At 65.6% G+C, this 23,479-nt stretch carries 18 protein-coding genes; 12 read left to right on the top strand and 6 right to left on the bottom strand.

The genetic code is table 11. The annotated features are described in order from the left end of the window. The first annotated feature begins 59 nt into the window (after positions 1–59). Complete coding sequence (locus AC1DYL_RS02660; protein WP_477171963.1) at positions 60–1,304, top strand: glycoside hydrolase family 5 protein; 1,245 nt, start codon at positions 60–62, stop codon at positions 1,302–1,304. A 9-nt stretch (positions 1,305–1,313) separates the two neighbouring features. Here AC1DYL_RS02660 and AC1DYL_RS02655 read toward each other — a convergent pair whose 3' ends face one another. Together AC1DYL_RS02655 and AC1DYL_RS02650 are read right to left on the bottom strand one after the other, a co-directional pair. Continuing rightward, on the bottom strand, positions 1,314–2,732 hold the full coding sequence (locus AC1DYL_RS02655; protein WP_477171962.1) for a phenylacetate--CoA ligase family protein: 1,419 nt from the start codon (positions 2,730–2,732) through the stop codon (positions 1,314–1,316). 10 nt (positions 2,733–2,742) lie between these two features. Next, positions 2,743–3,735: a lipid II:glycine glycyltransferase FemX gene (locus AC1DYL_RS02650; RefSeq protein ID WP_477171961.1), complete on the bottom strand. Its 993-nt coding sequence runs from the start codon at positions 3,733–3,735 to the stop codon at positions 2,743–2,745. A gap of 281 nt (positions 3,736–4,016) precedes the next feature. Here AC1DYL_RS02650 and AC1DYL_RS02645 point away from each other — a divergent pair, with 281 nt between their 5' ends. The 3 genes from AC1DYL_RS02645 (at position 4,017) to AC1DYL_RS02635 (ending at position 7,150) form a co-directional block, all read left to right on the top strand. Continuing rightward, positions 4,017–5,456: an oligosaccharide flippase family protein gene (locus AC1DYL_RS02645; protein ID WP_477171960.1), complete on the top strand. Its 1,440-nt coding sequence runs from the start codon at positions 4,017–4,019 to the stop codon at positions 5,454–5,456. 110 nt (positions 5,457–5,566) lie between these two features. Next, positions 5,567–6,067, top strand: coding sequence for a response regulator (locus AC1DYL_RS02640; RefSeq protein ID WP_477171959.1), 501 nt, complete (start codon positions 5,567–5,569; stop codon positions 6,065–6,067). Positions 6,068–6,073: 6 nt separating this feature from the next. Next, complete coding sequence (locus AC1DYL_RS02635; RefSeq protein WP_477171958.1) at positions 6,074–7,150, top strand: glycosyltransferase family 4 protein; 1,077 nt, start codon at positions 6,074–6,076, stop codon at positions 7,148–7,150. Between the two features lie 62 nt (positions 7,151–7,212). Here AC1DYL_RS02635 and AC1DYL_RS02630 read toward each other — a convergent pair whose 3' ends face one another. After that, positions 7,213–8,796, bottom strand: a complete 1,584-nt coding sequence (locus AC1DYL_RS02630; RefSeq protein WP_477171957.1) for a GumC family protein — start codon at positions 8,794–8,796, stop codon at positions 7,213–7,215. A gap of 262 nt (positions 8,797–9,058) precedes the next feature. Here AC1DYL_RS02630 and AC1DYL_RS02625 point away from each other — a divergent pair, with 262 nt between their 5' ends. Genes AC1DYL_RS02625 through AC1DYL_RS02615 form a run of 3 tightly spaced genes read left to right on the top strand, consistent with a single transcriptional unit; the run spans position 9,059 to position 13,569 of the window. Next, positions 9,059–10,324 (top strand): nucleotide sugar dehydrogenase, encoded by a 1,266-nt coding sequence (locus AC1DYL_RS02625; protein ID WP_477148585.1) that lies wholly within the window; start codon positions 9,059–9,061, stop codon positions 10,322–10,324. Beyond that, the gene (locus AC1DYL_RS02620; protein WP_477171956.1) at positions 10,321–11,595 is read left to right on the top strand and encodes a glycosyltransferase family 4 protein; all 1,275 of its coding nucleotides are present in this window, start codon (positions 10,321–10,323) and stop codon (positions 11,593–11,595) included. Before AC1DYL_RS02625 ends, AC1DYL_RS02620 begins: the two co-directional genes overlap by 4 nt. 3 nt (positions 11,596–11,598) lie before the next feature. After that, positions 11,599–13,569 carry a heparinase II/III domain-containing protein gene (locus AC1DYL_RS02615; RefSeq protein ID WP_477171955.1) on the top strand — a complete coding sequence of 657 codons (1,971 nt, stop codon included), beginning with the start codon at positions 11,599–11,601 and terminating at the stop codon, positions 13,567–13,569. Positions 13,570–13,574: 5 nt separating this feature from the next. Here the strand turns inward: AC1DYL_RS02615 and AC1DYL_RS02610 are convergent, their stop codons facing one another. Both AC1DYL_RS02610 and AC1DYL_RS02605 read right to left on the bottom strand, forming a co-directional pair. Then, complete coding sequence (locus AC1DYL_RS02610) at positions 13,575–14,720, bottom strand: glycosyltransferase family 4 protein (RefSeq protein WP_477171954.1); 1,146 nt, start codon at positions 14,718–14,720, stop codon at positions 13,575–13,577. Between the two features lie 46 nt (positions 14,721–14,766). Further along, entirely contained in the window at positions 14,767–15,783 is a 1,017-nt protein-coding gene (locus AC1DYL_RS02605; protein ID WP_477171953.1) for a lipid II:glycine glycyltransferase FemX, read from the bottom strand. A gap of 232 nt (positions 15,784–16,015) precedes the next feature. On the opposite strand from AC1DYL_RS02605, the gene AC1DYL_RS02600 reads away from it, so the two are divergent. The 3 genes from AC1DYL_RS02600 to AC1DYL_RS02590 all read left to right on the top strand — a co-directional run bounded on the left by AC1DYL_RS02600 (position 16,016) and on the right by AC1DYL_RS02590 (position 19,221). Next, positions 16,016–17,287, top strand: a complete 1,272-nt coding sequence (locus AC1DYL_RS02600; RefSeq protein WP_477171952.1) for a VpsF family polysaccharide biosynthesis protein — start codon at positions 16,016–16,018, stop codon at positions 17,285–17,287. Positions 17,288–17,478: 191 nt separating this feature from the next. Continuing rightward, positions 17,479–18,849 (top strand): exopolysaccharide biosynthesis polyprenyl glycosylphosphotransferase, encoded by a 1,371-nt coding sequence (locus tag AC1DYL_RS02595; protein WP_477171951.1) that lies wholly within the window; start codon positions 17,479–17,481, stop codon positions 18,847–18,849. Between the two features lie 18 nt (positions 18,850–18,867). Then, positions 18,868–19,221 (top strand): hypothetical protein, encoded by a 354-nt coding sequence (locus tag AC1DYL_RS02590; RefSeq protein WP_477171950.1) that lies wholly within the window; start codon positions 18,868–18,870, stop codon positions 19,219–19,221. Here the strand turns inward: AC1DYL_RS02590 and AC1DYL_RS02585 are convergent. Further along, positions 19,218–19,418 carry a DUF2934 domain-containing protein gene (locus AC1DYL_RS02585; RefSeq protein ID WP_477156450.1) on the bottom strand — a complete coding sequence of 67 codons (201 nt, stop codon included), beginning with the start codon at positions 19,416–19,418 and terminating at the stop codon, positions 19,218–19,220. The two genes, AC1DYL_RS02590 and AC1DYL_RS02585, sit on opposite strands and share 4 nt — an antisense overlap. A 240-nt stretch (positions 19,419–19,658) precedes the next feature. Here AC1DYL_RS02585 and AC1DYL_RS02580 point away from each other — a divergent pair, with 240 nt between their 5' ends. Continuing rightward, on the top strand, positions 19,659–21,509 hold the full coding sequence (locus AC1DYL_RS02580; RefSeq protein WP_477171949.1) for an ABC transporter ATP-binding protein: 1,851 nt from the start codon (positions 19,659–19,661) through the stop codon (positions 21,507–21,509). Then, positions 21,506–23,404: an ABC transporter ATP-binding protein gene (locus AC1DYL_RS02575; protein ID WP_477171948.1), complete on the top strand. Its 1,899-nt coding sequence runs from the start codon at positions 21,506–21,508 to the stop codon at positions 23,402–23,404. Before AC1DYL_RS02580 ends, AC1DYL_RS02575 begins: the two co-directional genes overlap by 4 nt. The last annotated feature ends 75 nt before the right edge of the window (positions 23,405–23,479 follow it).

The raw sequence follows: 23,479 nt of genomic DNA, 5'->3' as shown, positions 1-23,479 counted from the left end.
GGCATGAACCCGCTCGTCACGCCGGACGGCTAACATGCGCCGCGAAAGCGGAGGGTGCGATGGCGACGATCTGGCGGGTAGTGTTTTTTGCCCTCGCGATGCTCATGGGAAGCGCGCAGGCGGCGCCGTTGGCGCTGCAGCGCGGCGTGGGCGTGCATGAATGGCTCAACTGGTCGCCACTGGCAGCCGACGGTTCCTATCGGTGGCCGCCCTATCAGACGGTGGACCAATGGCGCACCCGCTATCGCGAGCTCACCGACTGGCCAGCCGGCGACGAATTCGCCCGCATCAAGTCGCTGGGCTTCGATTTCATCCGTCTCACCGTCGATCCGGGCCCGCTGCTCGCCACCGAGGGCGCGAAGCGCCAGGAGGCATTGGCGGTGCTGGCCGAGGACGTCCGGCAGGTTCTCGCGAGCGACCTCAAGGTGGTGTTCAACCTCCACCCCATCACCCAGGTCGCCGCCTATAGCGGGGACAGCACGGTCGAGGGTCGCTCAGACAGCGAGGGCGTCGCGCGCTACGTGGCGATGACGGCGGACGTCGCGAAAATGCTGGCCTCGCTCGGCGCCGACAAGGTGGCGTTCGAGCCGTTCAACGAGCCGCAACACTATCCCTGCGAGGGCAGGGGCGATGGGCAATGGCAGAAGATCATGGAGCAGGCGATGGCGGCGATCCGTGCCGTCAGCACCGAGCTCACGGTGATCGCCACCGGCGCCTGCGGTGGCGACGTCATCGGGCTGGCGGACCTCGATCCGAATTTCGACGACCCCAACCTCTACTACAGCTTCCACATGTACGACCCGCACACCTTCACCCACCAACAGTCGGACGAGGAGGGGGGCTTCGCTTCGGGCTTGCCCTGGCCGGCCAGCGAGGGCTCGCCGGGCGCGGTGATCGAGATGCTGCGCGCCCATATGACGGCGGCCGGTGTCACCGAGGCCGAGCAGGAGCAGACCATCCTGAAGCTCGGCCCGTACATCGCCAGGTACTTCGCCGACGGCGAGGGGGAGAGCCAGCTACAAGAGGGCTTTGATTACGTCCTCAACTGGGCCGGCGCCCACGGCATCCCGACCAGCCGGCTGTTCCTGGGCGAGTTCGGCGTCATCGCCATGTCCGACGATGGCCGGATGGGGGCCTTCGCCGCCGACCGCCTGCGCTACCTGGAGGCGGTGCGGCGCAAGGCCGAAGAGCACGGCATCCCGTGGTCGGTCTGGGAATACTCCAACCGGTGGGGGATGAGCATCATCCTGCCCACTGGCCCGGCCATTCCCGACACCGCCATGCTGAAAGCACTGGGGCTTTAGCCCCAGCCCTCAGAACTGGTTCAGATCCAGGCGCTGGTCGATGAAGGCGCGCTTGCCGCCCCGACCGCCGGCGAGGTTCTCGACCCGCTCGATCGAGAAGGTGACGCGGTCGCGCACGCGATCCTGCAGGTCTGCCGCAAGATTCAGGGCATCGGCTTCAGTGCCGCCCTCCGAGGCGATGTAGCGGATGGTGACGTGGCCCGGCCGCTCCTGCAGGAACTGGTACTCGTCGACGCCCTTGAAGAAGCGCGGGGTGTCGGGCGTCAGGTCGATGGTGACCACCCGCCCACCATCGGAGGTGATCAGGTAGTTGGGCTTGCGCCGCGGGATGATGCTGGAAACCCGCATGCGCTGGCCGTTGGCCTCAGTGGGCAGCTCGACCAGCGTGGCGCGGTCATGCGTGTCGTAGCGGATGAACGGCATGCCGGTGGAGAGGAATCCGGTGCCGATCAGCCGGCCCTCACGGCCCGGCTCGGTGATCGGCTGGTCATGCTCGTCGACCAGTTCGGCAAGGCCATAGAGCGGCTCGAACGTATAGAGTTCGCCGCCCGCCATGCTTTCGGAGGCAAACAGCACCTTTTCGCTCAGGCCATAGAAATTGGCGATCGGCACATCGGGGCCGAAGGCCGCCGCGATGGTGGCGCGGTGGTGCGGCAGCATCGGCTCGGAGATCGGCAGGATGCCCTTGAGCGGCTGCTTGAACTCACGGCCAAGGGTGATCATGTGGCGGCCCATCAGGTCGATGGCCGAGGGGTAGCCGTAGAGATAACGCACGCCGTGCTCGTCGATCAGGTCGGCATAGTGCGCGACATCCTGCCGGGTCATCGGGAACACCGAGAGGCGGAGCTCGCGCAGCGCCGGCTCCCATTCCGAGGTAATGCGGCCGCGCCCGTCGAGGCCGACGCCGCGCAGCACGATCTTGCTGTCCTTTTCGGTGAAGCCAGCCCGGCTCCAGCTGTCGTTGACGAAGGCCATTTCGCGCACGCTGCGGTCGCGATCGAGATAGAAGCCGAACGGCCGCTCGGAATTGGAGCCGCTGGTGTCGGCGCGGTCGACGCTGGAGCGCGGGGCCGCGAGCGCACTGTCGCCGGCGGCGGTGAGATCGGTCTTCTTGAGGATCGGCAGGCGGCGCAGATCCTCGGGCATGGCCCGCTCATAGTCAAAGTCGACGCCCAGGTGGCGGCCGAGCAGGTCGCGGTAGAACGGGCTGTTGTCATGCGCCTTGCGCAGCAAGCCGCGCAGCGCCTTAAGGTGCTCGGCATTGGCATAGACCGGGTCGGCGCTGGCGGCGATGCGCTCGCGCCACAGCCGGTAGGTACCGCCGAACTTCATGCTGGTCGGCACCAGCGAGACCAGTGGCGCCAGCGACTGGCGCAGGAATTTCGGACCTCGTGCATAGGCGCCGCGCGCCACATCCATCATACTCATAACCACCCCCTTAAATGCTGATCCATTCGCCGGCGAGCTCGTACTCGACCGGCTTCATCGTTCGCTTAAATTGCGTATAGCCGTCGCCGAGCCGCAGCCCGCCGACATCAAAACTCTTCGCGCCGCGCCGTTTCATTTCGCGCATCACGTTCCACATCAGGAAGTTGCCGGCGTTGACCTTGCGGCCTTCCGGCCCGAACCAGCCGATGTGGTATTCGGCGGTATTGCCGAAGCGGACCACCGACATGCCGGCGACGGGCATGCCCGCGCGCAGCAGCTGGAACACGAGGACATTGCCCGGCGCTGCCGCGCGCAGGCCGCGCAGCATCTCCGGGCCAGCGGCGAGGAAGTTCTTCGCCTTCATGTTCTCGAGATGGCGGGCGATCATCCAGTCATAGGTGGCGGCGTCGTCGGCGATCCGCACCTCGGCACCGGCTTTCTCGGCGGCGCGGGTGCGGTTGCGGAAGGTCGAGCCGAAGCTCTTCCAGAGCTCCTCGTCGCTCACCGAGATGTCGATGCGGCCGGAGCGCCACGAGGCGGCCTGGCGGCGGACATAGCCGGCCTCACGCAACAGGCCGATATTGTGCTCGGTCCTGTTGAGCGCCGGGGCGATCAGCAGCGGCATCGTCCACAGCCGGCCGACTGTGTTGCGCAGCGCGCGGTAGACTCCAACCACCTGTTCGTCCGACGGCATCGTTTCGAGCAGGATCGGTCCGCGATTGACGCGATTGAGCAGCTTCATGCCGAAGCGCCGGTACTGCAGCACCACCGCAAAGGCCACGGGCTGCTCGCCGACGGCAAAGATCAAACGGCGGGATGGCCAGCCGCTGGCGTCTTTGCCGGCGGCAAAACTGAAATCCTGCGGCAGGTGGCCAACCGGCGCTGCGGCCATCAGGGCGCGCCACTCGGCTTCATCGGTGTTGACGTGCACAGTGACAGCATCGGCCGGCCGCTCGGCAGCGGTAGTCGGAGCCTCTATCTGTGGAGCAACGTCGAAGGCCATGGCAATAATCCCGGGCCCTTACCCGAGGCCGCACAGCATCGATATAACCTCGCCCGGTCCGGCAGTACCGAAAGGTTACTTTAGTGTTAATATTGGCGGCGGTATCGTGGCAGGAGCACCAGCATGATCACCGAGTAGCGCGGCGCGCCTAAGATCAGTCCGCAAATTTCGATACAATTGCTGCTATTCACCTTAGACGGCCAATTAACTATCCGTTCGACGGTCGCGGGCGTAAGCGGATTTGCCGGACCCTCGCCGGCGATGCCCGGAAAGTGCCGCCAGTGCTGTTGCGCTCCACCCTCATCTACGCTCCGGCGATGCTGCTGACGCGCCTTTCGGCGCTGCTGCTGCTGGTCATCGCCACCCGGCTCATCGACCCGACCGAATACGGGCTGCTGACGCTTGTCGTCACGGTCGGCGAGCTCACCGATTCCGCCGTCACCAACTGGCTGCGCATCGCGCTGCTCCGGCTCGGCGGCAAGGGCGAGATCAGCCGCGGCAGCCTGGCGCTGGCGGCGCGGGTGCTGGCGGTGACGACGCTCATCGGCCTCGTGGTCTCCGCGGCTGCCTCGGGCATCGTTGCGCCGGAACGCTGGGCCGAGTTTGCGCTGGCCGTCTGCACCTACCTTGCGGTCGGCGCGGTCAGCCGCTTCGCGCTCACCATATTGCAGATGCAGCAGCGCCATAGCGCCTACTCCCTGCTGGAGTTCGTGCGGGCCGCCCTGCAGCTGACGCTGCCAGTGGTCGTCATCTCAATGGTGCAGCACAGTTTCCTGTTCGTCTCGCTGGCCTCTTCTGCAGCGACGCTGCTCGCCGGGCTCATCGGGCTGCGGCTCGCCCTTGGCCGCGTCGTCGACGGGCCGCCGCGCTTCGCCTATCGCGAGTTGTTCGCGCTCGGCCTGCCGATGATCGCGATCGCAGTGGTGGGTTTCGGCCTCAACAGCGCCGAGCGGGTGCTGCTCAAGATGTATTACGACGCCAGCGCCGTGGCGGTCTTCGCCGCAGTCTACGTGCTGGCCCGCCAGCCGATCGATACCATCGCCAACGCCATCAACATGGGCGGCTTCCCCGAAATGGTCAGCCGGTTCGACCGCGACGGGCCGGCCGCGGCGGCGAGCTTCCTGTCGCAGCAGATGGCGCTTCTCGCTCGGCTGACCTTTCCGGTCGCCGCGCTGCTGGTGGCGCTCAGCACCGAGATCGCCAAGTTGCTGCTCCCCGCCGACTACCAGGGGCCCGTGCTGCAGATATTCCCGCTGATCGCTGTCGCGGTGATGGCCGCCAATTTCTCGGCCTTCGTGTTCCAGAACGTCATCCACGCGCACAAGCGGCCGTGGCTGCTGATCGTCACCAGCACGCCGGGCTCGATCGTCACTATCGTGCTCTCCTTCCTGGTCATTCCCCCGCTGGCCGAGGTCGGTGCGGCGCTGGCGCTGGCGGGCGGGACGCTCGCCAACCTCATCACGGCGATCATCGTCTCGCGCCGGCTGACGCCGATCCCCATCGCCTGGCGCGACCTCGGAGCGTCGGTCGGCATTGCGGTCGCGACCGGTATCGCCGCCTTCATCGCCAGCGCGTTGCTGGGCGATGCGTGGCCGCTGTTCCGGCTGGCGGCCGGGAGCGTTGCGGGTGGGTTGGTGTTCCTCGGCCTAACCGCGCTGATCCACCCCGACGAAACCCGCAATCTCGCCGGCAAGGTCAAGGCCCGCCTAGGCATCGCCTGAGCCGGGCAGGGCGGTAACCTAGCCGATTAAGGATATGGCGAGTTCCCCCGCGCTCTATGCGCAGGCGCGTGTTAAGCCCCTGTTAACCCCAAGCGGGAGGCCAACCTCAGATGATTTCGCGCAGTCTCGGCATCGCAATGCTAGCCGGCAATCCGGCCTTCAGCGGCATCCTGCAGCGCGCGCTGGAGCTTGATGGCGGGCACAAGGTGGCGAGCTTCCAGGGCGTCGAGGTGTTGACCACCTACCTGCGCATTTCCCCGGTCGACGTGGTGATCCTCGATACCGATCTGCCCGGCGCACCGGCCATCGACATCGCCCGTGGCCTGCGCCAGCACATGAAGCTCGCGACGCCCGACTTCCAGATCGTCGCGCTCACCCGTACCCCGGCTCCTTTCCACAAACCGCTGCTCGCCGCAGGCATCGATCAGGCGCTGCTGAAGCCGGTCACGCCGGGCGCGTTGCTCGAGGCCATCGAGAGCCTGTTCGAACCCGAGCGCGCCGTCGCGATGGCCAATGGCCCGATGGTCCGGCCGTTCGAGGGCGCCGCCACTCCGCCGGCGCGGGTCGGCAACGTCATCCCGCTGTTCGGCGAGGGACGGGAGCGCCGCTGACGCCCCATGGCCAAAGTTCTGCTCAATCTTCTCGGCGCCGGGTCCGCACAGCTGTCCGGCATCGCCATGTACACGGCGAACGTCTATGCCGCGCTGCTGAACCGTCGTCGCCACGACTACGTGCTGCTGACCAGCTGGAAGCCGGAATGGCTTGAACCGCACCTGCCGCTCGATGGCGTGACCATCGTGCGAGGCAAGGCGACCCCCAGCGAGAAGCTGCAGTACTGGTTCGAGACGGCGCAGGTCAGTGTCGTCGCTGCGCAGCACAAGGCCGATACCATCTTCACGCCCTGGCCCCTGGCGCCGATCGCCGGCGGCAGGAAGCGGGTCCTGGTGCTGCACGATCTCTATCGCCGCACCCACCCCGAACTGCACAAGTGGCACTACCAGCTGGCCTGGAACACCTACTTCCCCCTTTCGGTTGCCGCCTCGTCGCAGGTGGTCTGCGTCTCCGACGCCACGGCCAACGAGTTCCGGCGCCTCTATCCCGATGCGGCCGGCAAGGCCGTGACGATCGGCGAGGCCTCGACGATCCGCGCGACGCCGCTCGCCGAGCGACCCGTGCCCGGCCGCTACGGCCTGTGCGTCTCGAGCAACATGGCGACCAAGAACCTGCCGCGCCTCATCGAGGCGGCGGAGCTGATGCGTCAGCGCGGCCTCGATATCCCGATCGTCTGGATCGGCAAGGACAATGGCGATGCGGTCCGCGATGAGCTGGCCCGTTACCCCGAGCTCAAGAGCTTCATTCTCCCCGGCCGGGTCGACGAGCAGCAACTCGCCACCTGGTACGCGCATGCCGATTTCTATGTGGCCCCGTCACTCACTGAGGGCTTCTGCCTGCCGGTGGTCGAGGCACAGAAGTTCGGCGTGCCGGTGGTCTGCTCGGATATCGAGGTGCTGCGCGAAGTGGGCGGGCAGGGCGCCCGCTTCTTTGACCCGCTGAACCCCCAGGCGATCGCCGATGCGATCACCGCCGTCAGCACCGACCGGGCCGAACACGCCCGGCTCTCGGGACTTGCCCGCAGCAACGCCACCCGCTTCAGCTGGGACGACGCGGCGGCCAAGCTCGAGACCCTGTTCTAAGTACCCTCCCAAAAGAAAAGGCGCCCCGCAGGGCGCCTCGTTCATTTTGCGCGGCAACCGGCTTATGCCGTGGCCGTTGCCGTATCCCGCCGGCGCGTGTCGCGCTTCAGGTCGCGCGAGATGCCCAGCGCTACGGCAATCAGCATGCCGAAGACGAACCCGCCAACCCCACCGCCCGCGGCGACGACCACTGTCTTGGGCGGCCAGGAGCGGTCCGTGGGTGGTACGGCCGGAGAGATCACCCGCACATTGGTCGTGTCGATCTGCTCACGCTCGGCCACCTGCTTGGCGCGGCTGAGGAACGCTTCGTAGATCGTGGTTTTGCTCGCGGCGTCGCGCTCGAGTTCGCGCAGCGCCACCAGCGCCTCGTTGTCGGAGAAGACGTTGGTCTTGAGGGTATCCGCCTTGGCCGTCAGCGCCTGAAGTCCCGATTTAGCTTCGTCGAGCGTCACCTTGGCGGCCGTCACCACTCGGGCGATCTCGGCACTGAGCTCGGACTGCGCCACGGCCAGCTCGGCATTGAGCTTGACGATGGTGGGATGGCGCGCGCCGTAGATCATCGACTGGCTGTCGAGCTGGGCGCGAAGGTCGGAAATCCGGGCACGCACGCCGGCCAGCGAAGCCGAAGCCTGGGTGTCGGCGGTCGATGCATTGCTGCCGGCTGCCACCAGCTCGTCATAGGCCGATTGCGCCGCGATGACGCGCGACTGCGCCTCGACCACCTGCGCGTTCAACTGGGTCAGCGTCTGGTTGCTCACCAGCTCGCCCGCACTCGCCGACAGGTTGTTGGCGCGCTTGTACGCCTCGACCTTTTCCTCGGCCGTCTTCACCGCGCCCTTCAGCTCATCGAGGCGCTCGTTCAGCGAATCCGCTGTACGCGAGGCCCCAGCCGATTCCGCCGTCGCCAGTTCGTTCTGGAACGAGGCGACGACCGCGTCGGCGATCTTCACCGATTTCTGCGGGTTTTCCGAAGAGACCTGCAGGGTAGCGACAAAGCTCGTTTCGTCGGCCTTAGTACTGACCTTCTTGGACAGCGCCGCGAGCGCCGCGAGACGCGGATTGGGCACGGCCTTGTCGCCGCCCAGCGGGATCAGCGAGGAAAGCGAGAAGCTGGGCGTAGGGTCGTAGAATTCCTTGTCGTCCACAAGGTTCAGTTCATCAACGACGCGCAGCAGCACATTGCCCGAGGTCAAGACGCGGAGCTTCGAGCCGGCGTTGAGCACCGCCGCATCGGCCTGGCCGGGCTGCTGGAACAAGTCGTCCGACACCACCTGCAGGTTGGCCGGATCGATCATGATGTCGGTCGAGGCCGTGTACTTGGGCGTGCCGAACATGCCGTAAAGCCCACCGGCTACGGCGCCGACCACCGCCAGCCCGAGGGCGAGCTTCTTGCCGCGGCCCATCCAGCTGAACAGCCGTCCGAAATCGAGCTCGAGGAAATCGCCGATCTTGTTGAGCGTCACCGTTTCCACCGGCACTGCGTCCGCGACCTGCGAGGCGGCGGCCGGCGCCGGCCTCGGTGCGGGGTGCAGCCTTGCCATCACGGCCTCGCGGTGGCCGTGGGCGTCGTCGCTCCCCAGCCGAGCGAAGACGCGTGCGCCGGAGCGGGCAGTGTCGGAAACTGGCCTGTCGGTGACGTCGGACATGGCGTTGGATCTCGTTGCTGAGGCAGCCTGTTGTTCGTGCCCTTATATACCGACAGTCGCGCCGGGCTCGCGTAATGGGGTTTTTTGGTTAAGCCGGCTGCCAAATAGATACAAGTTTAGCTGTTAGGATTAACGGCTGGTTCAGGATGTCCGGGCCGCATGGTTCGGTTAAACCTCCGTTAACAGGTCAAAGAGAGTTGCGGACGGCTCGATTTTTCGGCGTCAGCACTACGCTGCCTGAACTAACCTTGCGGTGGGTTACATGAAGATTGCGGTTTTTGGGCTTGGCTACGTTGGTAGTACTACGGCAGGCTGCCTGGCGAGCCAAGGTCACCACATTATCGGCATAGATGTCAGCGAGACCAAGGTCCGCGATTTTCAGGCCGGTATCTCCCCTGTGCTCGAGCCTGGCCTCGATGAACGGCTGGCAGCTGCCCGGGACGAGGGGCTGCTGCAAGGCTCGACTGTGATCGGCGGCCTGCTGGATGACGCCGACATTGCCCTGGTGTGCGTGGGCACCCCAAGCGCCCTCGATGGTTCGCACAATCTCAGCCACATCGCCGAGGTGACCCGCCAGATCGCCACCGGCGTGCGGCGCGATCGGTCGAGCCGCCTGACGGTTGCCTATCGCTCGACGATCCGGCCCGGCACTGTCGACGGGCTGATCGCCCCGATCTTCCGCTCGATCCTGGGCGAGAATTTCGGCGACCTCATCGAGCTGGTCTACAATCCGGAATTCCTGCGCGAATCCTCGGCCATCGCCGACTTCTTCAATCCGCCCAAGATCGTCATCGGCACGGTCGATGGCCTGCCTTCGCCCGCCATGGATCGGATGCATGAAGGCCTCCAGGCCCAGACCTTCCACGTGGGCTATCGGGAAGCCGAGCTGACCAAGTTCGTCGACAACTCCTGGCACGCGGTCAAGATCGCCTTCGCCAACGAGATCGGCCGCATCTGCCAGCAGCTCGATATCAGCGCCACCAAGGTGCACGAGATCTTCGTGTCGGACACCAAGCTCAATCTCTCGGCCTATTACACCCGGCCGGGCGGGGCGTTTGGCGGCTCCTGCCTGCCCAAGGACGTGCGGGCACTGCAGCACATTTCCAACGACATCGGCGCGAACACCCATCTGCTGGACGCGGTGCTGCGCACCAATGAGGCGCACAAGCACTACCAGTTCGATCACATCGTCCGTCAGCTTACGCCCGGCGCCAAGGTGCTGCTGGTCGGCCTCGCCTTCAAGGCGAACACCGACGATCTGCGCGAGAGCCCGAATGTTGATATGGCCCGCCGGCTGATCACCGCCGGGTTCGATGTGTCCATCTATGACTCGGGCCTCGATGCACGCAAGCTGATTGGCCAGAACCTCGGCTATGCCTATTCGCAGCTGCCCAAGATCGGCGAGCTGCTGATCGACAAGGACGAAGCCGAGGCCGGCGATTTCGACCTGGTGGTCGCCGCCAACGGCCTGCAGCGCAGCCTGGCGCTGCGCAGCAGCAACGTGATCGATGTGAGCATGATCCCATGAGCTCGATGGCAGAGGGCGCGTACACGCCCGAACTGAGCGTCACGCAGCAGGCGAGCACCGACGTGCTGCGCGACGCCCCGCTGGCCGGCAAGAAGGTTCTGATCATTGTCGAGAACCTGCCGGTGCCGTTCGACCGGCGTGTCTGGCTGGAGGCCACGACGCTGAACAAGGCCGGAGCGGTGGTCAGTGTCATCTGTCCGGTCGCCAAGGGCTACACCAAGCGCTACGAGGTGATCGACGGTATTCACGTCTATCGCCATCCGCTGCCCGCCGAGGGCAACGGTCCGATCGGCTATCTCAAGGAATACGGTGCCGCCCTGTTCTGGGAAACCGTACTGGCCTTCAAGGTGCTGCGCGAGCGGGGCTTCGACGTCATTCACGCGTGCAACCCGCCGGACCTGATCTTTCTCGTCGCGCTGCTATTCAAGCCGTTCGGCAAGCGGTTCGTGTTCGATCACCACGACATCAATCCGGAACTCTACGAGGCCAAGTTCGGCCGGCGCGACCTGTTCTGGCGCCTGATGCTGGTACTCGAGCGGCTCACCTTTGCCATGGCGCATGTGTCGATCGCCACCAACCACAGCTATCGCGACATCGCGCTCGAACGCGGCGGCATGCGGCCCAAGGACGTCTTCGTGGTGCGCAGCGGGCCCGACCTGCACAAGATCAAGCCGGTCGCTCCCAACGCGCGCTGGAAGCAGGGGCGGAAGCACCTCGTCGGCTATGTCGGGGTGATGGGCGCGCAGGAAGGCGTCGACCTGCTGCTGCAGTCGGTGCACGATATCGTCGTGCGGCAGGGGCGGACCGATATCCAATTCTGCATCGCCGGAAGCGGGCCGGAGTTGGAGCAGCTGCGCGCTCAATCCAAGCAGCTGGGCCTCACGGACTTCGTGAATCTGCCCGGCCGCATCAGCGATGCCGATCTGTTCGAAATGCTCTCGACGGCCGACGTCTGCGTCAATCCTGACCGCGTCAACGTCATGAACGACAAGTCCACCATGAACAAGATCCTCGAGTACATGGCGTTCGGCAAGCCGATCGTGCAGTTCGACGTCACCGAGGGGCGCTATTCGGCCGGCGAGTCGTCGCTCTATGCCAAGCCGAACGATCCGGTGGATATGGCCGCGCGGATCACCGATCTGCTCGCCGATCCGGTACGTGGCGCCCGCATGGGACAGCTGGGGCGCGAGCGCGTCGAAGACCGGTTCAGCTGGAACCACCAGGTGCGCCCGCTGATCGCTGCCTACCAACGAGCCCTCCAGGGAATCTAGGCCATGTCCCTGGGCTGGTACCTTCATCGCCTGCGCGCCATGAGCGCAGGCGAGCTGGCGCACCGCGTCAGCGAGAAGATCAAGAAAGAACGAGCCCGCGGACGCCTGGAAGGCTGGGCCCACTACCCGGGTACGGAAGTCCGGCCGCTGCCCGGCTTGCGGGAACGGGTGCTGGGCGCGTCTCCGGCGCTCGCGGAGAATGTCCGCCTGGCCGCCGAGAAGGTTCTGGCCGGACGGTTCGCCGCGCTTGGCGTCGAATGGCCGCAGCAGGCGACGGCCGACCGGTTTCCCCATGATCTCTGGCGGCTCGATCCGGTTACGGGCGGCGCATGGCCAGGTGCGGACCAGTACTGCTTCGACGTTCCCTACCGGCACGAGCGGCAGCTCGGCGACGTCAAATATGTGTGGGAACTGAACCGCCTGCAGTTCCTGCAGCCGCTGGCCGCCCACGCGCTGCTGGCTTCCAATACGGATAGCGTCGCCGCTATCGAAGCGGCCGTCGACAGCTGGTACGCGGCCAATCCGCCGTTCCGCGGCCTCGGCTGGAACTCCGGTATCGAGCTCGCCCTGCGGGCCATTTCGCTTCTGATCACCGTCTCCCTGGTGGGCGAGCGCCTGTCCGTCGTCTGCCGCCGGCAGATCGCATCCATCCTCCAGGCCACCGCGACCTGGCTGAAGCGGTATCCCTCGCGCTTCTCGTCGGCGAACAATCACCTGATTGCCGAACTGGCGGGTGAGTTTCTCATCGGGCTGGCAATGCCGGGCATCGCTGGAGCTGCCGACATGGCGGCCCGGGCTCGCGCCAAGCTGGTCGAAGAGACCGCTCGCCAGATCCTGCCCGACGGTGTCCCGGCCGAGCAGTCGCCGAGCTATGGCGCCTTTTCGGCCGAGTTCGTGCTCCTCTGCTCCGTGGTTGCCCGCGATTCCGGGCAGCGGTTCCCCGCCTCGGTGGGTGAGCGCCTCAGCGCTTTCGCCGAGTTCATCGGCTGGCTAGCGCTCGAAGGCGGCACGGTTCCCGCCATCGGCGACGACGATGACGGACGCGTCCTGACCTCGGGCGATGTCGAGCATGCCTATCCGGGCTCAGTCGCCAACGCGATAGCGGGGTTCACGGGGCGCGGTGCGCCGACGGATGCCGAAGTCGATTTTCGTGGCCTGCTACTCGGCCGCGCTGATGAACGCGCTGCATCGCCGCGAGGACAGCGGGTTTTCACCCAAGGCGGCTATTCCGTCGTCAACGAGGAGATTGGCGGGCGGCAGGTCAGCCTGGTGTTCGACCATGGGCCGCTGGGCTATCTCTCGATCGCCGCTCACGGGCACGCCGATGCATTGGCCATCACACTGGCGGTCGACGGCGAGCCGGTGCTGGTCGATCCGGGCACTTATCTCTATCACTCGGGCGGCGCCTGGCGCGACTGGTTCCGCGGCACCGCAGCACACAACACACTGGCCCTCTCAGGCGCCGATCAGAGCACGATCTCGGGTTCGTTCAACTGGTCGCAGAAGGCCGCAAGTCGGCTCGAGCGCCACGACAAGGGCGCCCAGTGGAGCCTGACCGCGAGCCATGACGGCTATCGCAAGCGCTTCGGCGTCACCCATCAGCGTAGCCTCGCTCGCACCGAGAGTGGGTTCGCCATCACCGACTGTCTGCTGGGCGGGGGCGAGGACCGGCAGGCGCAGGTCAGCTTCCAGCTTGCTCCCGACCTTTCGGCGCGCGTAGAGGGGAACGAAGTGATCGTCCAGCGCGGCGCGCTCACCATCCTCACGCTCGCCTTCGAGCACGGCGACATCTCCGTGCAACGTGGTGGCGAGGGTGCCGGCGGGGGCTGGGTCTCACCTGCCTTCGGTCGCAAGCAGGAAGCCGATCGCATCATCTGGCAGGGCAGGGTAGGCGAAACCGGGCGCACAGTTGCGGTCGGGGTTCGGCCGGTAGCCGGCCTGGGGTACTCCGCCCGCGAACAAGAAGCGGTGTGACGCTTCTAGCTGCGGCCCGCGACAACCTCTTCGTGCCGAACAGCGGCACGGCGGCGCCCAGCGTCCATCCCGACCAAGGCCCGATAGCGGGCCACCAGTGCCGGCACCAGCTTCTCGCCGGTGAACTGCTCGACAATGCGCTGGCGGGCTCCGCCGGATAGTCCTGCCCACGTATCCTGCGCCAGGATGTTCTCGACGGCGACGGCATAGTCCTCGCCCGTCGCGTCCATGTCGAAGACGACGCCCGCATCCGCGATGACCTGGCGGTTGAAGCCATTGTCCGCCACCAGCGGCACCAACCCCTGGCTCATCGCCTCGGTCAGCGCGTTGGAATGGCCCTCGCCGCGATGCCGGGTGGGGAATATGAAGAAATGGCCGTCACCGAGCTGCGCCGGGACCTCCGGGTGGGGGACGGCACCGAGCCACGACACCGGCAGGTCTTCAGATGCCGCCTTCAGCCCCGTAACATAGGCCTCGTCGTCGCGACCGATGACTTTCAGCCGTACGTCGTGCCCCCTCGCTTTGAGTGCCCGTACGCAGTCCAGCGCGACTTCGATCCCCTTCTCCGGCACGATACGGCCAAGGAAAACCAGGTTGATCCGGCCGGATGGCGGGGCGGGGCGGTCGCCCACCGTCCCCGCATCGACATAGTTGGGCAGGTAGAGCGCGTCCTTCCCGTACGGCGCGACGAGCGGCAAATAGACCTCGCCCTCGACGCAGATGAGGTCGGACATCTTCAACATGCTCTCGAAGGCGGCGCGCCTCGCCCGCTTGGGGCTGGCGGTGTCCTCGGCAATGGCGCCCGCCCTCAGGTCGACCACGAGCTTGGCGCCGCGACGGCGCGCCAGATGGCACAGCAGCCACTCGGCGAGGATGAACTGGCGGCGGAGCGGCGTGATGTGGAACACGTCCCACTGCCCGCCCTCGATGGCGATGCGCCAGGCCAGGGCGGCAAAGCTCGTGCCGTAGGCCAGGATCTTCCGCCACGCGGGTTTGCGTTCCGGCGCGTAGGGCAATTCGACGACGTCGAGCCCGGCGCGATCGAGGTCATCGATCAGCCGGCGATTGGCGGCCTCGAAACCGCCGCGGGCGGGTTCCCCCTGCCGCGCAATCGGGCCGCAATAGGCAACGGTGAGAGCGGTGGACGTCATCGAGAACCTGCCATGGCCTTACGGGCCTCCCGGCGCATCGCTGCGCCTAGAAGCCGACATACTCCCCGAGGAGGAAATACTCGGCTCCGTTCATGCCGCTTTTGAAGCTTGAGAAGCCCTTGTCGCTGTTGATGCCGCCGACATCGTAGAGGCGGCAGCCCCGCCGCTGCATCTCCTGGATGGCGCCCCAGGTAATGGCATTGCCGCCCTTCACCTTGCGGCCCTCCTCGCCAAACCAGGCGACGATGGAGTCGGCGACGTTGCCGAACTTCAGCATCACCAGCCCGGCCACGGGTCGGCCTTCATGCAATGCTTGAAGCAGCACATAGTCGGAACCGGAGTTCTTCCTGAGGCTGCGAAGGAACTCGGCATCGTGGCCGGAAAAGCCCTTCTCGGCCATGTTCTGCAGATGGCGCTCGATCATCCATTCGTGGTCGGCTTCCGCATCCGCCACCTTGACCGTCACGCCGGCCTTGTCGGCAGCGCGGATGGACTTGCGCCAGTTGTGCTCGAAGGTCTGGAACACATCATCGATCGGCAGCGCGAGATCGAGCCGGGCCGAGCCCCAGCCATTGCCCTTGCGCGGCCTGAACCCGGCCCTCGCGAGGATCGCCCGGTTTTCGGGCCGATCTTCCAGCGCGGGTGCCAGCAGCAGCATGCCGAACGGCAACCGGCCCCACCGCTTCCGCACCGCTCGATAGACGGCGGTGACAACGTAGGCGGGTGCATCGGGCATCAGGAACATCGGACCGCGATTGATGCGCGTCACGACCCGCAGCCCCGCCACGCGCTTTTCCAGCGCCTGCACGATGGCTACCGGTTGGCCCGCCAGCGACAGCAGCTGCCGGCTTACCTGCCAGCCCTTGCTGCCCTTTGCCTCGCCATAGCCAAATGCCTGGACGCTGTGAGCGCGGTCGGCCTGCCCCAGCAGCCGTTCCCATTGCAGCGCATTGTTGACGGTCTCGAACACCACCGAGGTAGCGTCGCTCAGTTCCAGCGGCCCAGCATTTGCTGGCGTGCCTGGAGCGGTCGTCGGTATCGAGGTCTGCAGAGCGTGAGTCATGGGGCGTTAACCACTGAGGAGAGCCCGAACACTAGTCCCGCGGGCGCGGTTCAACCAACGCCAACTGCTCAAATGATTAATGGCGGATCGGTCTCACACGGCCTTGCCGAAACGCCGGCAGCAGCCCGTCTCGATTAAGGATACGGCGATCTCCTCCGCGCCTTGGCGGGGCGGGGCGTGCTAAGCCCGGGCCGCCAAAAGCCGCAACCCATGCCAGTGGAAAGGGACAGCCTTGAGCTATTCGGCCACCGGACCCAAAGCGGCCGGCGACAGCGCGCAGCGCGCCAATGCCTTCTCGCTTGCCATGTTCATGGTGATCCTCGCGGCACTGGTGATCCGCATCTGCGTGTCGCCGGCGGTGATGGACACGGTCTACGACTACGTGCGCGAAGGCGGCGCCTTCTACAACAAGATCCACCTCGGTACCTACCTGCTGCTATTGCTGCTGCCGGTGGCGCTGTTCACGCGCCCGGTGTTCCTCAGGGGCGAGGAGATCGTCAAGTTCCGCGATCTCGTGCGCTTCATGGGCCTGCAGGGACTGCTGATCGTCTTCCTCATCGCCACTGGTCGGGGCGGAGCGGGGGGCAATCTCATCGACACCTATCTCGTCGCCGGCGCTGTGGGCCTCATCCTCCTGGCGCAGAACCCGTCCTACCGGCGCTTCCTCGGCGACGCGGTGATCCTCATCAACCTGCTGAGCGCGCTGATGGGGCTGTTCGAGGTGGCGACCCATATCCGCATCTTCCCCTATTCGGAGGGCGAGGCGGCGTTCCGGCCGATCGGCCTCGCCGGCCATCCGCTGACCCTTGGCCTGTTGTCCGCCACGACGATCGGCTTCGTGCCGCTGACCAACTGGAAGCCCTGGGTGAAGGTTGCCGCCATGGCGCTGCTGTTCGTTGGCACCGTCGCCGCCGGCGCCCGCTTCGCGCTGATCGTCGCTACCGTCGAGGTGCTGGCGCTGGTGCTGCTCGTCCCCTGGACGTCACTCAGCCGCCCCGCAGAGCGCAAAGCCAAGCTCGCGGTGCTGATCATGGTGCTCGTGGGGGGCGCGGCGTTGATCGGCGTGATGGCTGCTGGCGGATTGCTGTCGCGCTTTTCGGAAGGCGTGGTCGATCAGAACTTCTTCGCTCGTACCGACATCTACCAGATATTCGACCACGTCACCTGGCAGGAGGTGATGTTCGGCAAGGACATCGTCGAGCTCACCAAGATCGTCAACGACAAGCTGGGGCTGCCCTTCATCGAGTCCACCCCGGTCTTCATGACCTTCCAGCTGGGCCTGACGCTCGCCATCCCCTTCGCCCTGCTGTTCTTCTGGCTGGTCTGGCGGTTGCTCCGCCACCAGCCGCGCCCGGCCTGGATCGGCACCGCCGTGTTCCTTTGCGCGGCGCTCTCCAACAACACACTCAGCCAGAAGACCACCGTTGTCACGATCCTCATCGTGCTGCTCGTCGCCTATATCGAGGCGGTACCGAGCCGTGCTAGCCTTGAACCTCGGCATTAACCGCGTCTTAACCTAAGCCTTTGGCCGAATCCGGCTCCGTGCTAATCGCCAAGGCACGGCAACCAGGGCATCGATTATCCTGAATTGCCAGTAATTTGAGGCAATTTGCTGTGGCGCAAAGCGAGCTCGGATATCAAGGCTTAGAACGACGGCGGGCGCGCCGCGTTGTGGCCAACCAGACGGCCCTGTGCATGACCTTCGCCCTCACCGAAGGCGTGCTCGCGGCGCTGGTGATGCTGCTGCCGGCGCTGATCTACCACAACCTCTTCATGCATGTGCCGAGTGACGAGCTGCTGGGATTCTACGGCGTCTACTCGCTCGTTGTCGGCGTCCTCTATGGCGGCTTCTCCGCCATCGCCGCCAACCAGTTCCTGGACCGCGCCCAGCATCCGCACACGACATTGGCGCAGAGCGTCCTGGGGTGGACTGGTGCCTTCGCCATCGCGCTGTTCGGCGCCTTCATGTTTGGCGTCGCCGGCGAGCTGTCCCGCGTTTCATTGATCTCGGCCTATGTGCTCGGCGTCCCGGCGCTGCTGCTGGCCCGCACCATCGCCTACGCCGCCGTCACCACCCGCATCCGCGCCGGCCAGTTGCAGTTCCAGAAGGTCGCCGTCGTCGGCAACCGTGCCGATACCGTTCGTTTCCTCGTCAACGGCAACCTGTGGAAGACCGGCTACCGGCTCGCGGGGACGATGTATCTCGAAGACGCCGTCGACGCCGAGGGCGTGGTCCGCGAGAGCGCCCTAGTCGAGTTCGCGCAGCACTGGGTGGCGCGCGGCGCCGAGTTCATCGTATTCGTCGGGGAGATCGGCGACATCGACGGGCTGGAGCGCCTCACCAATGAGCTGAAGCGCTTTGCCATCAACGTGGTCTGCGTGCCGGCCACCGACAATGTCAGCTTCAAGTTCCTCGACGTGGTGCCGCTCGGCCCCAACAACGCGCTGCGTTCGCTGCGCAAGCCTATGAGTGACGGCGCGGTGCTGCTGAAGCGCGTGTTCGACGTCAGCGGGGCCGGCCTTGGCCTCCTCTTCCTCAGCCCGATCCTCGCGGTCGTCGCGCTGCTGATCAAGCTCGATAGCCGCGGCCCGGTGTTCTACCGGCAGGAGCGCCGCGGCTTCAACGGCGACACCTTCCACATCTGGAAGTTCCGCTCGATGACCGTCACCGAGTCCGGGCGCAAGATGACCCAGGCCCGCGTGGGCGATAAGCGCATCACGAAGATCGGCGCCTTCATCCGCCGCACCTCGATCGACGAACTGCCGCAGCTGATCAACGTCATCCGCGGCAACATGAGCCTCGTCGGCCCGCGCCCGCATGCGCTGGTGCACGACGATGAATTGGGCGAGCAATTGGCCAGCTATGCCCACCGCCAACGCATCAAGCCCGGCATCACCGGCTGGGCCCAGGTCAACGGATATCGCGGCGAGACCTCGACTTTCGAGCAGATCGAGGGCCGTACCCGGCACGATCTTTACTACATCGACAATTGGTCGATTTTCCTCGATTGCTGGATCATCGTCTTGACGGTTTTCTCGTCCAAGACCCGGCGCAACGCCGTCTGATCCGGAGCTCTTTCGCCGATGCGCCTGTTACCGCTGCTTGCCTGGCTGCTGCTCGCCGCCGTTGCCTTCGTCACCCTGGCCCCGATTGGCTTCCGGCCCACCAGCGGCTACTCGCCCAGCATCGAGCGGTTCATGGCCTTCGGGGCCATCGGCTTACTGTTCGCGCTGGCCTATCCGCGCCATCTCTGGGTCACGGTGGTAGTGGTGCTGGGGGCAGCGGTAGCGCTCGAAGCGCTGCAGCTGGTGTCGGTGTCACGCCACGGCCGGCTCATCGACCTCGGCGTCAAGATGCTGGGCGGCGTGCTCGGCGTCACCGCCGGCGTCGTGATGCGCCGTGTCTGGCAGCAGTTCGTGGCAAGCCGGGCGACCTAGCCGTCCTCCGGCCCGTTGTCCTTCAGCCAGGCATCGTAGGTCCGCTCGCGCCGGTGCATCTCGAGCGCGCGCAGATAGTACTCCTCATCCCGGCCATCCAGTCGCCCATCCTGTTGCCACAGGAAGTAAGCGGTCTTGCGGACCGCCTCGCGGAAAGTGTCGTCCTCGGGTGGCGGCTGCCCTGTGCCTTCGGTCATCTCGATCTCGCGCGTCATTAGGCCTGAACGTTGCTTTGGGGGCGAGGTTGCATTCGTGCAACATCATGCTCGACCCGTACGGCGCTCATACGAAAGAAGGCCATCGGGCCCGCATATCTGCCTTGAACAGAACGCAAATCGGCGCGACAGATGGGGTCTTCCTCTGGTTCTACAGGGCCGAGTCTGCCGCCAATATTCCGGCGAGGGCAGGCCCAAATGCATAATGTCTGGACCCGCAAATTGAGCTCGAATGCTCCGCGCAGCGCCTATTCGCCTGGCGATGCAATGTCACATGTCGAAGCCACACAGGCCGGCAAGGGACTGACCACCCTATGGCGCATCATGGTTCAAACCTGGCGCCACCCCTGGATGGTAAGCATCACCATCGCCTCCACCATCATCGCCTGCGTGCTGCAGCTATGGGTGCCGCGGCTGCTCGGCCAGGCGGTCGATCAGGCCGAGGGCGTGCTCGATGGCGGAGCGGGGGCGGTGGACGCGCTGTGGGTCACGGCGTGGATCCTGCTGGTCGTCTCGATCGGCCGCGGCATCTTCACGATGACCATGAACTATTTCGGCGAAGCCGTTGGTCACCACACAGCTTATGAGCTCCGCCTCGCCGTCTACGAGAAGATCCAGCGCCTCAGCTTTTCCTACCACGACAAGGTCCACACCGGCGATCTGATCACCGTGGGCATGCTCGACCTCGAGGGCGTGCGCATGTTCTTTGCCACCGGTGTGCTGCGCGTCGTGCTGCTCAGCATCCTGATCGGCGTCGGCGCCTATATGATGATGTCGACCGACCTGTTGCTGGGCATCCTGGCACTCAGCTTTGCGCCGTTTGTCGCCTGGCGCTCGTCAGTCGCCCAACTGACGCTGCGCGCCACCTGGCTGACGCTGCAGGAAATGCTGCAGAACCTCAGCCGCGTCATGGAAGAGAACCTCGGCGGTATCCGTGTGGTCCGGGCCTTTGCCGGGCAGGACCATGAGCTGAAGAAGTACGACGAGGCCTCCAACGCAGCGCTGGCGCTGGCCCACAAGCGCGTCGATATCCGCGTCTCCAGCACCTCGATGATGAACGTCAGCTTCCTGCTCTCGATGGGCCTCGTGCTCTGGGTCGGCGGCGAAAAGGTGCTGTCCGGCGCCATGACTGTCGGCACGCTCGCCTCGTTTCTCACCTTCATGACCATCCTGCAGATGCCGGTGCGCCAGCTCGGGCTGCTGGTCAACTCGTTCGCCCGCGCCTCGACCTGCGGCAATCGCCTGTTCGCCTTCCTCGACCTCGAGATCGAGATCAAGGACAAGCCGGGCGCCCAGCCGCTGAAGGTCACCGAAGGCACGGTGCGGTTCGAGAACGTCGACTTCGCCTATCCGAGCGCGCCCACCCGCAAGGTGCTGCAGAACGTCAGCTTCGAGGGCCGCCGCGGCGAAACCATCGGCATCGTCGGCCGCCCCGGCTCGGGCAAGTCGACCATCGCCCACCTGATCCCGCGCTTCTACGATGTCGATGGCGGCAAGGTCACCATCGACGGCCAGGACGTGCGCGACGTTACCCTCGCCAGCCTCCGGCAGGCGGTCGCCGTGGTGCAGCAGGACTCCTTCCTGTTCACCACCAACATCGAAAACAACATCGCCTATGGCGACCCGTGGGCGAAGGAGGGCCGGATCTCGCGCGCCTCGGAATTCGCACAGTTGCACAACTACATCATCGGGCTGCCCACCGGTTACGAGACCATCGTCGGCGAGCGCGGCGTCTCGCTCTCCGGCGGCCAGCGCCAGCGCCTCAACATCGCGCGCTCGCTGATGCTGCGCCCCTCGGTGATGGTGTTCGACGACTCGACCGCCGCTGTCGATGCCGGCACCGAGCAGCGCATCCGCACGGCCATGAAGCGCTTCGCCAAGGACCGCGTCACCCTCATCATCTCGCACCGGCTCTCGTCGCTGATGCACGCCGACCAGATACTCTTCATCGAGGATGGCACCATCCTCGAGCGCGGCACGCATGAAGAACTGCTCGCGCTGGGCGGCCGCTACCGCGCCCTCTACGACCTCCAGGTCAAGCCTGGCGACGACCATCTGGAGGCCGCTGAATGAGCGACGTGACCGTCAACGACGACGAAAGCGAAGACCGCCGTCAGCGACCGCCGCGCGCTGTGGTCGGCTCCAGCCTCGACCGCGAGGAAGAGGTGTTCGGCAAGGCGTACGATCCCAAGATCGTCCGCCGCATCTGGGCCTTCGTGAAGCCGTACCAGAAGCAGATCTACATCTCGGTCGCCGCGGTGCTGGTCTTCACCCTGACGCAGCTGGCTTTCCCGCTGATCATCCGCTTCGCCATCGATAACGGCATGGCGGCGGGCGGCGGTGGCCGGGTGGTGCTGCTGTGGGCCATCGTCGGCTTCGCCGTCACCATCGCCTTCAACTTCGCCGCCAGCTGGATCCAGGAGTCCGTGGTCGGCAAGGCGGCCGAGGACGTGCTGTTCGACATGCGCCGCGCCATGTTCGAGCACCTGCAGCGCGTGTCGCTCAGCTGGATGGACAAGACCGAGGTCGGCCGGCTGATGTCGCGCCTGATGGGCGACGTGAACTCCATGCAGGAGTTCCTTGAAACTTCAGTGCTTTCCGTTGGCGATATCGTGCTGCTGTTCGGCATCATCGGCGTGCTGCTGTGGCTCGATCCGATGCTCGGCGCGATCACTATGGCGACGATGCCGATCCTGTTCATCGTGCGCCTGTTCTGGCTGCCGCCCGCCAAGGTCAGCTTCATGGCGGCGCACCACACCAACTCGTCGGCTAACGGCGCCCTCGCCGAAGGCATCAACGGCGTCCGCACCGTGCAGAGCCTCGATCGTCAGAAGGTCAATTTCGACCTCTACGAGGAAAAGGCCCGCGCCAACCTCAAGGCGCACCTGCGCGCAGCCAAGTTCGCGCAGGTGATGGTGCCGATCGTCGACACCCTCACCGGCATCTCGATGGCGACGGTCATCGTGATCGGCGGCCAGATGGTGCTCGGCCATCAGGTCGAGGTCGGCGTGATGGTGGCGTTCCTGTTCTACATCCAGCGCTTTTTCGATCCGATCCGCTCGCTCACCATGCAGTATTCGGTGTTCCAGCGCGCCATGAGCTCCGGCACCCGCATCACCGAAGTGCTCGATGTCCCCGTGAACATCGAGGACAAGCCCGACGCCGTCGCGCTCACCGGCGCCATGGACGGCTCGGTCGAGTTCAAGAACGTCACCTTCGGCTATCGCAAGAACCAGCCGGTGCTGAAGAACGTCAGCTTCCGGGTCAATCCGGGCGAGACGGTCGCCATCGTTGGCCCCACCGGCTCGGGCAAATCGAGCTGCATGTCGCTGGTCCACCGCTTCTACGATGTGTGGGACGGCTCGGTCACCGTCGGCGGCATCGACGTGCGCGACGTGACCCAGGACTCGCTCGGCGCCGAAGTCGCCATGGTGCTGCAGGAGCCGTTCCTGTTCACCGGCACGGTGATCGAGAACATCCGCTACAACAAGCAATCCGCCACCCGCGAGCAGATCGTCGACGCGGCCAAGGCCGTGGGCGCGCATGATTTCATCATGTCGCTGGCCGATGGCTACGACACCAAGCTCGAGCAGCGCGGCGGCAACCTGTCGCTCGGCCAGCGCCAGTTGATCAGTTTCGCTCGCGCACTCGTCGCCGACGCCAAGATCCTCGTCCTCGACGAAGCCACGGCGAACATCGACAGCTACACCGAGATGCTGATCCAGCGTGCCCTGAAGCGCCTGCTCGAAGGCCGCACCGGCCTCGTCATCGCCCACCGCCTCGCCACCATCCGCGGCGCCGACCGCATCATCGTCTTGCAGAACGGCGAGCTCCTGGAGTCGGGCAACCACGAGCAACTGATGAACAAGCAGGGCCTCTACGCCAAGCTTTACACCATGAACTACTCGAGCTTCGACGACATGCCCGAAAACGGCGACGAAGCCCCACCCACCGGCAAGGCGACCTGATCGGTCAACCGGCCTCTCAGTGATCCTCCCCCGCGTGGCGGGGGAGGGGGACCGGCGTAGCCGGTGGAGGGGGCG

It is taken from the genome of Devosia sp. P1_H9, from assembly GCF_056405135.1.
Note: the sequence above shows the minus strand (reverse complement) of the source record. Positions and strands in the feature narration are given on the sequence as shown.

Excerpts from the sequence above, each read along its gene's own strand:
- AC1DYL_RS02660 (WP_477171963.1), top strand. The coding sequence starts at position 60 with ATGGCGACGATCTGGCGGGTAGTGTTTTTTGCCCTCGCGATGCTCATG.
- AC1DYL_RS02655 (WP_477171962.1), bottom strand. The coding sequence starts at position 2,732 with ATGAGTATGATGGATGTGGCGCGCGGCGCCTATGCACGAGGTCCGAAA.
- AC1DYL_RS02650 (WP_477171961.1), bottom strand. The coding sequence starts at position 3,735 with ATGGCCTTCGACGTTGCTCCACAGATAGAGGCTCCGACTACCGCTGCC.
- AC1DYL_RS02640 (WP_477171959.1), top strand. The coding sequence starts at position 5,567 with ATGATTTCGCGCAGTCTCGGCATCGCAATGCTAGCCGGCAATCCGGCC.
- AC1DYL_RS02635 (WP_477171958.1), top strand. The coding sequence starts at position 6,074 with ATGGCCAAAGTTCTGCTCAATCTTCTCGGCGCCGGGTCCGCACAGCTG.
- AC1DYL_RS02630 (WP_477171957.1), bottom strand. The coding sequence starts at position 8,796 with ATGTCCGACGTCACCGACAGGCCAGTTTCCGACACTGCCCGCTCCGGC.
- AC1DYL_RS02625 (WP_477148585.1), top strand. The coding sequence starts at position 9,059 with ATGAAGATTGCGGTTTTTGGGCTTGGCTACGTTGGTAGTACTACGGCA.
- AC1DYL_RS02620 (WP_477171956.1), top strand. The coding sequence starts at position 10,321 with ATGAGCTCGATGGCAGAGGGCGCGTACACGCCCGAACTGAGCGTCACG.
- AC1DYL_RS02615 (WP_477171955.1), top strand. The coding sequence starts at position 11,599 with ATGTCCCTGGGCTGGTACCTTCATCGCCTGCGCGCCATGAGCGCAGGC.
- AC1DYL_RS02610 (WP_477171954.1), bottom strand. The coding sequence starts at position 14,720 with ATGACGTCCACCGCTCTCACCGTTGCCTATTGCGGCCCGATTGCGCGG.
- AC1DYL_RS02605 (WP_477171953.1), bottom strand. The coding sequence starts at position 15,783 with ATGACTCACGCTCTGCAGACCTCGATACCGACGACCGCTCCAGGCACG.
- AC1DYL_RS02595 (WP_477171951.1), top strand. The coding sequence starts at position 17,479 with ATGACCTTCGCCCTCACCGAAGGCGTGCTCGCGGCGCTGGTGATGCTG.
- AC1DYL_RS02590 (WP_477171950.1), top strand. The coding sequence starts at position 18,868 with ATGCGCCTGTTACCGCTGCTTGCCTGGCTGCTGCTCGCCGCCGTTGCC.
- AC1DYL_RS02585 (WP_477156450.1), bottom strand. The coding sequence starts at position 19,418 with ATGACCGAAGGCACAGGGCAGCCGCCACCCGAGGACGACACTTTCCGC.
- AC1DYL_RS02575 (WP_477171948.1), top strand. The coding sequence starts at position 21,506 with ATGAGCGACGTGACCGTCAACGACGACGAAAGCGAAGACCGCCGTCAG.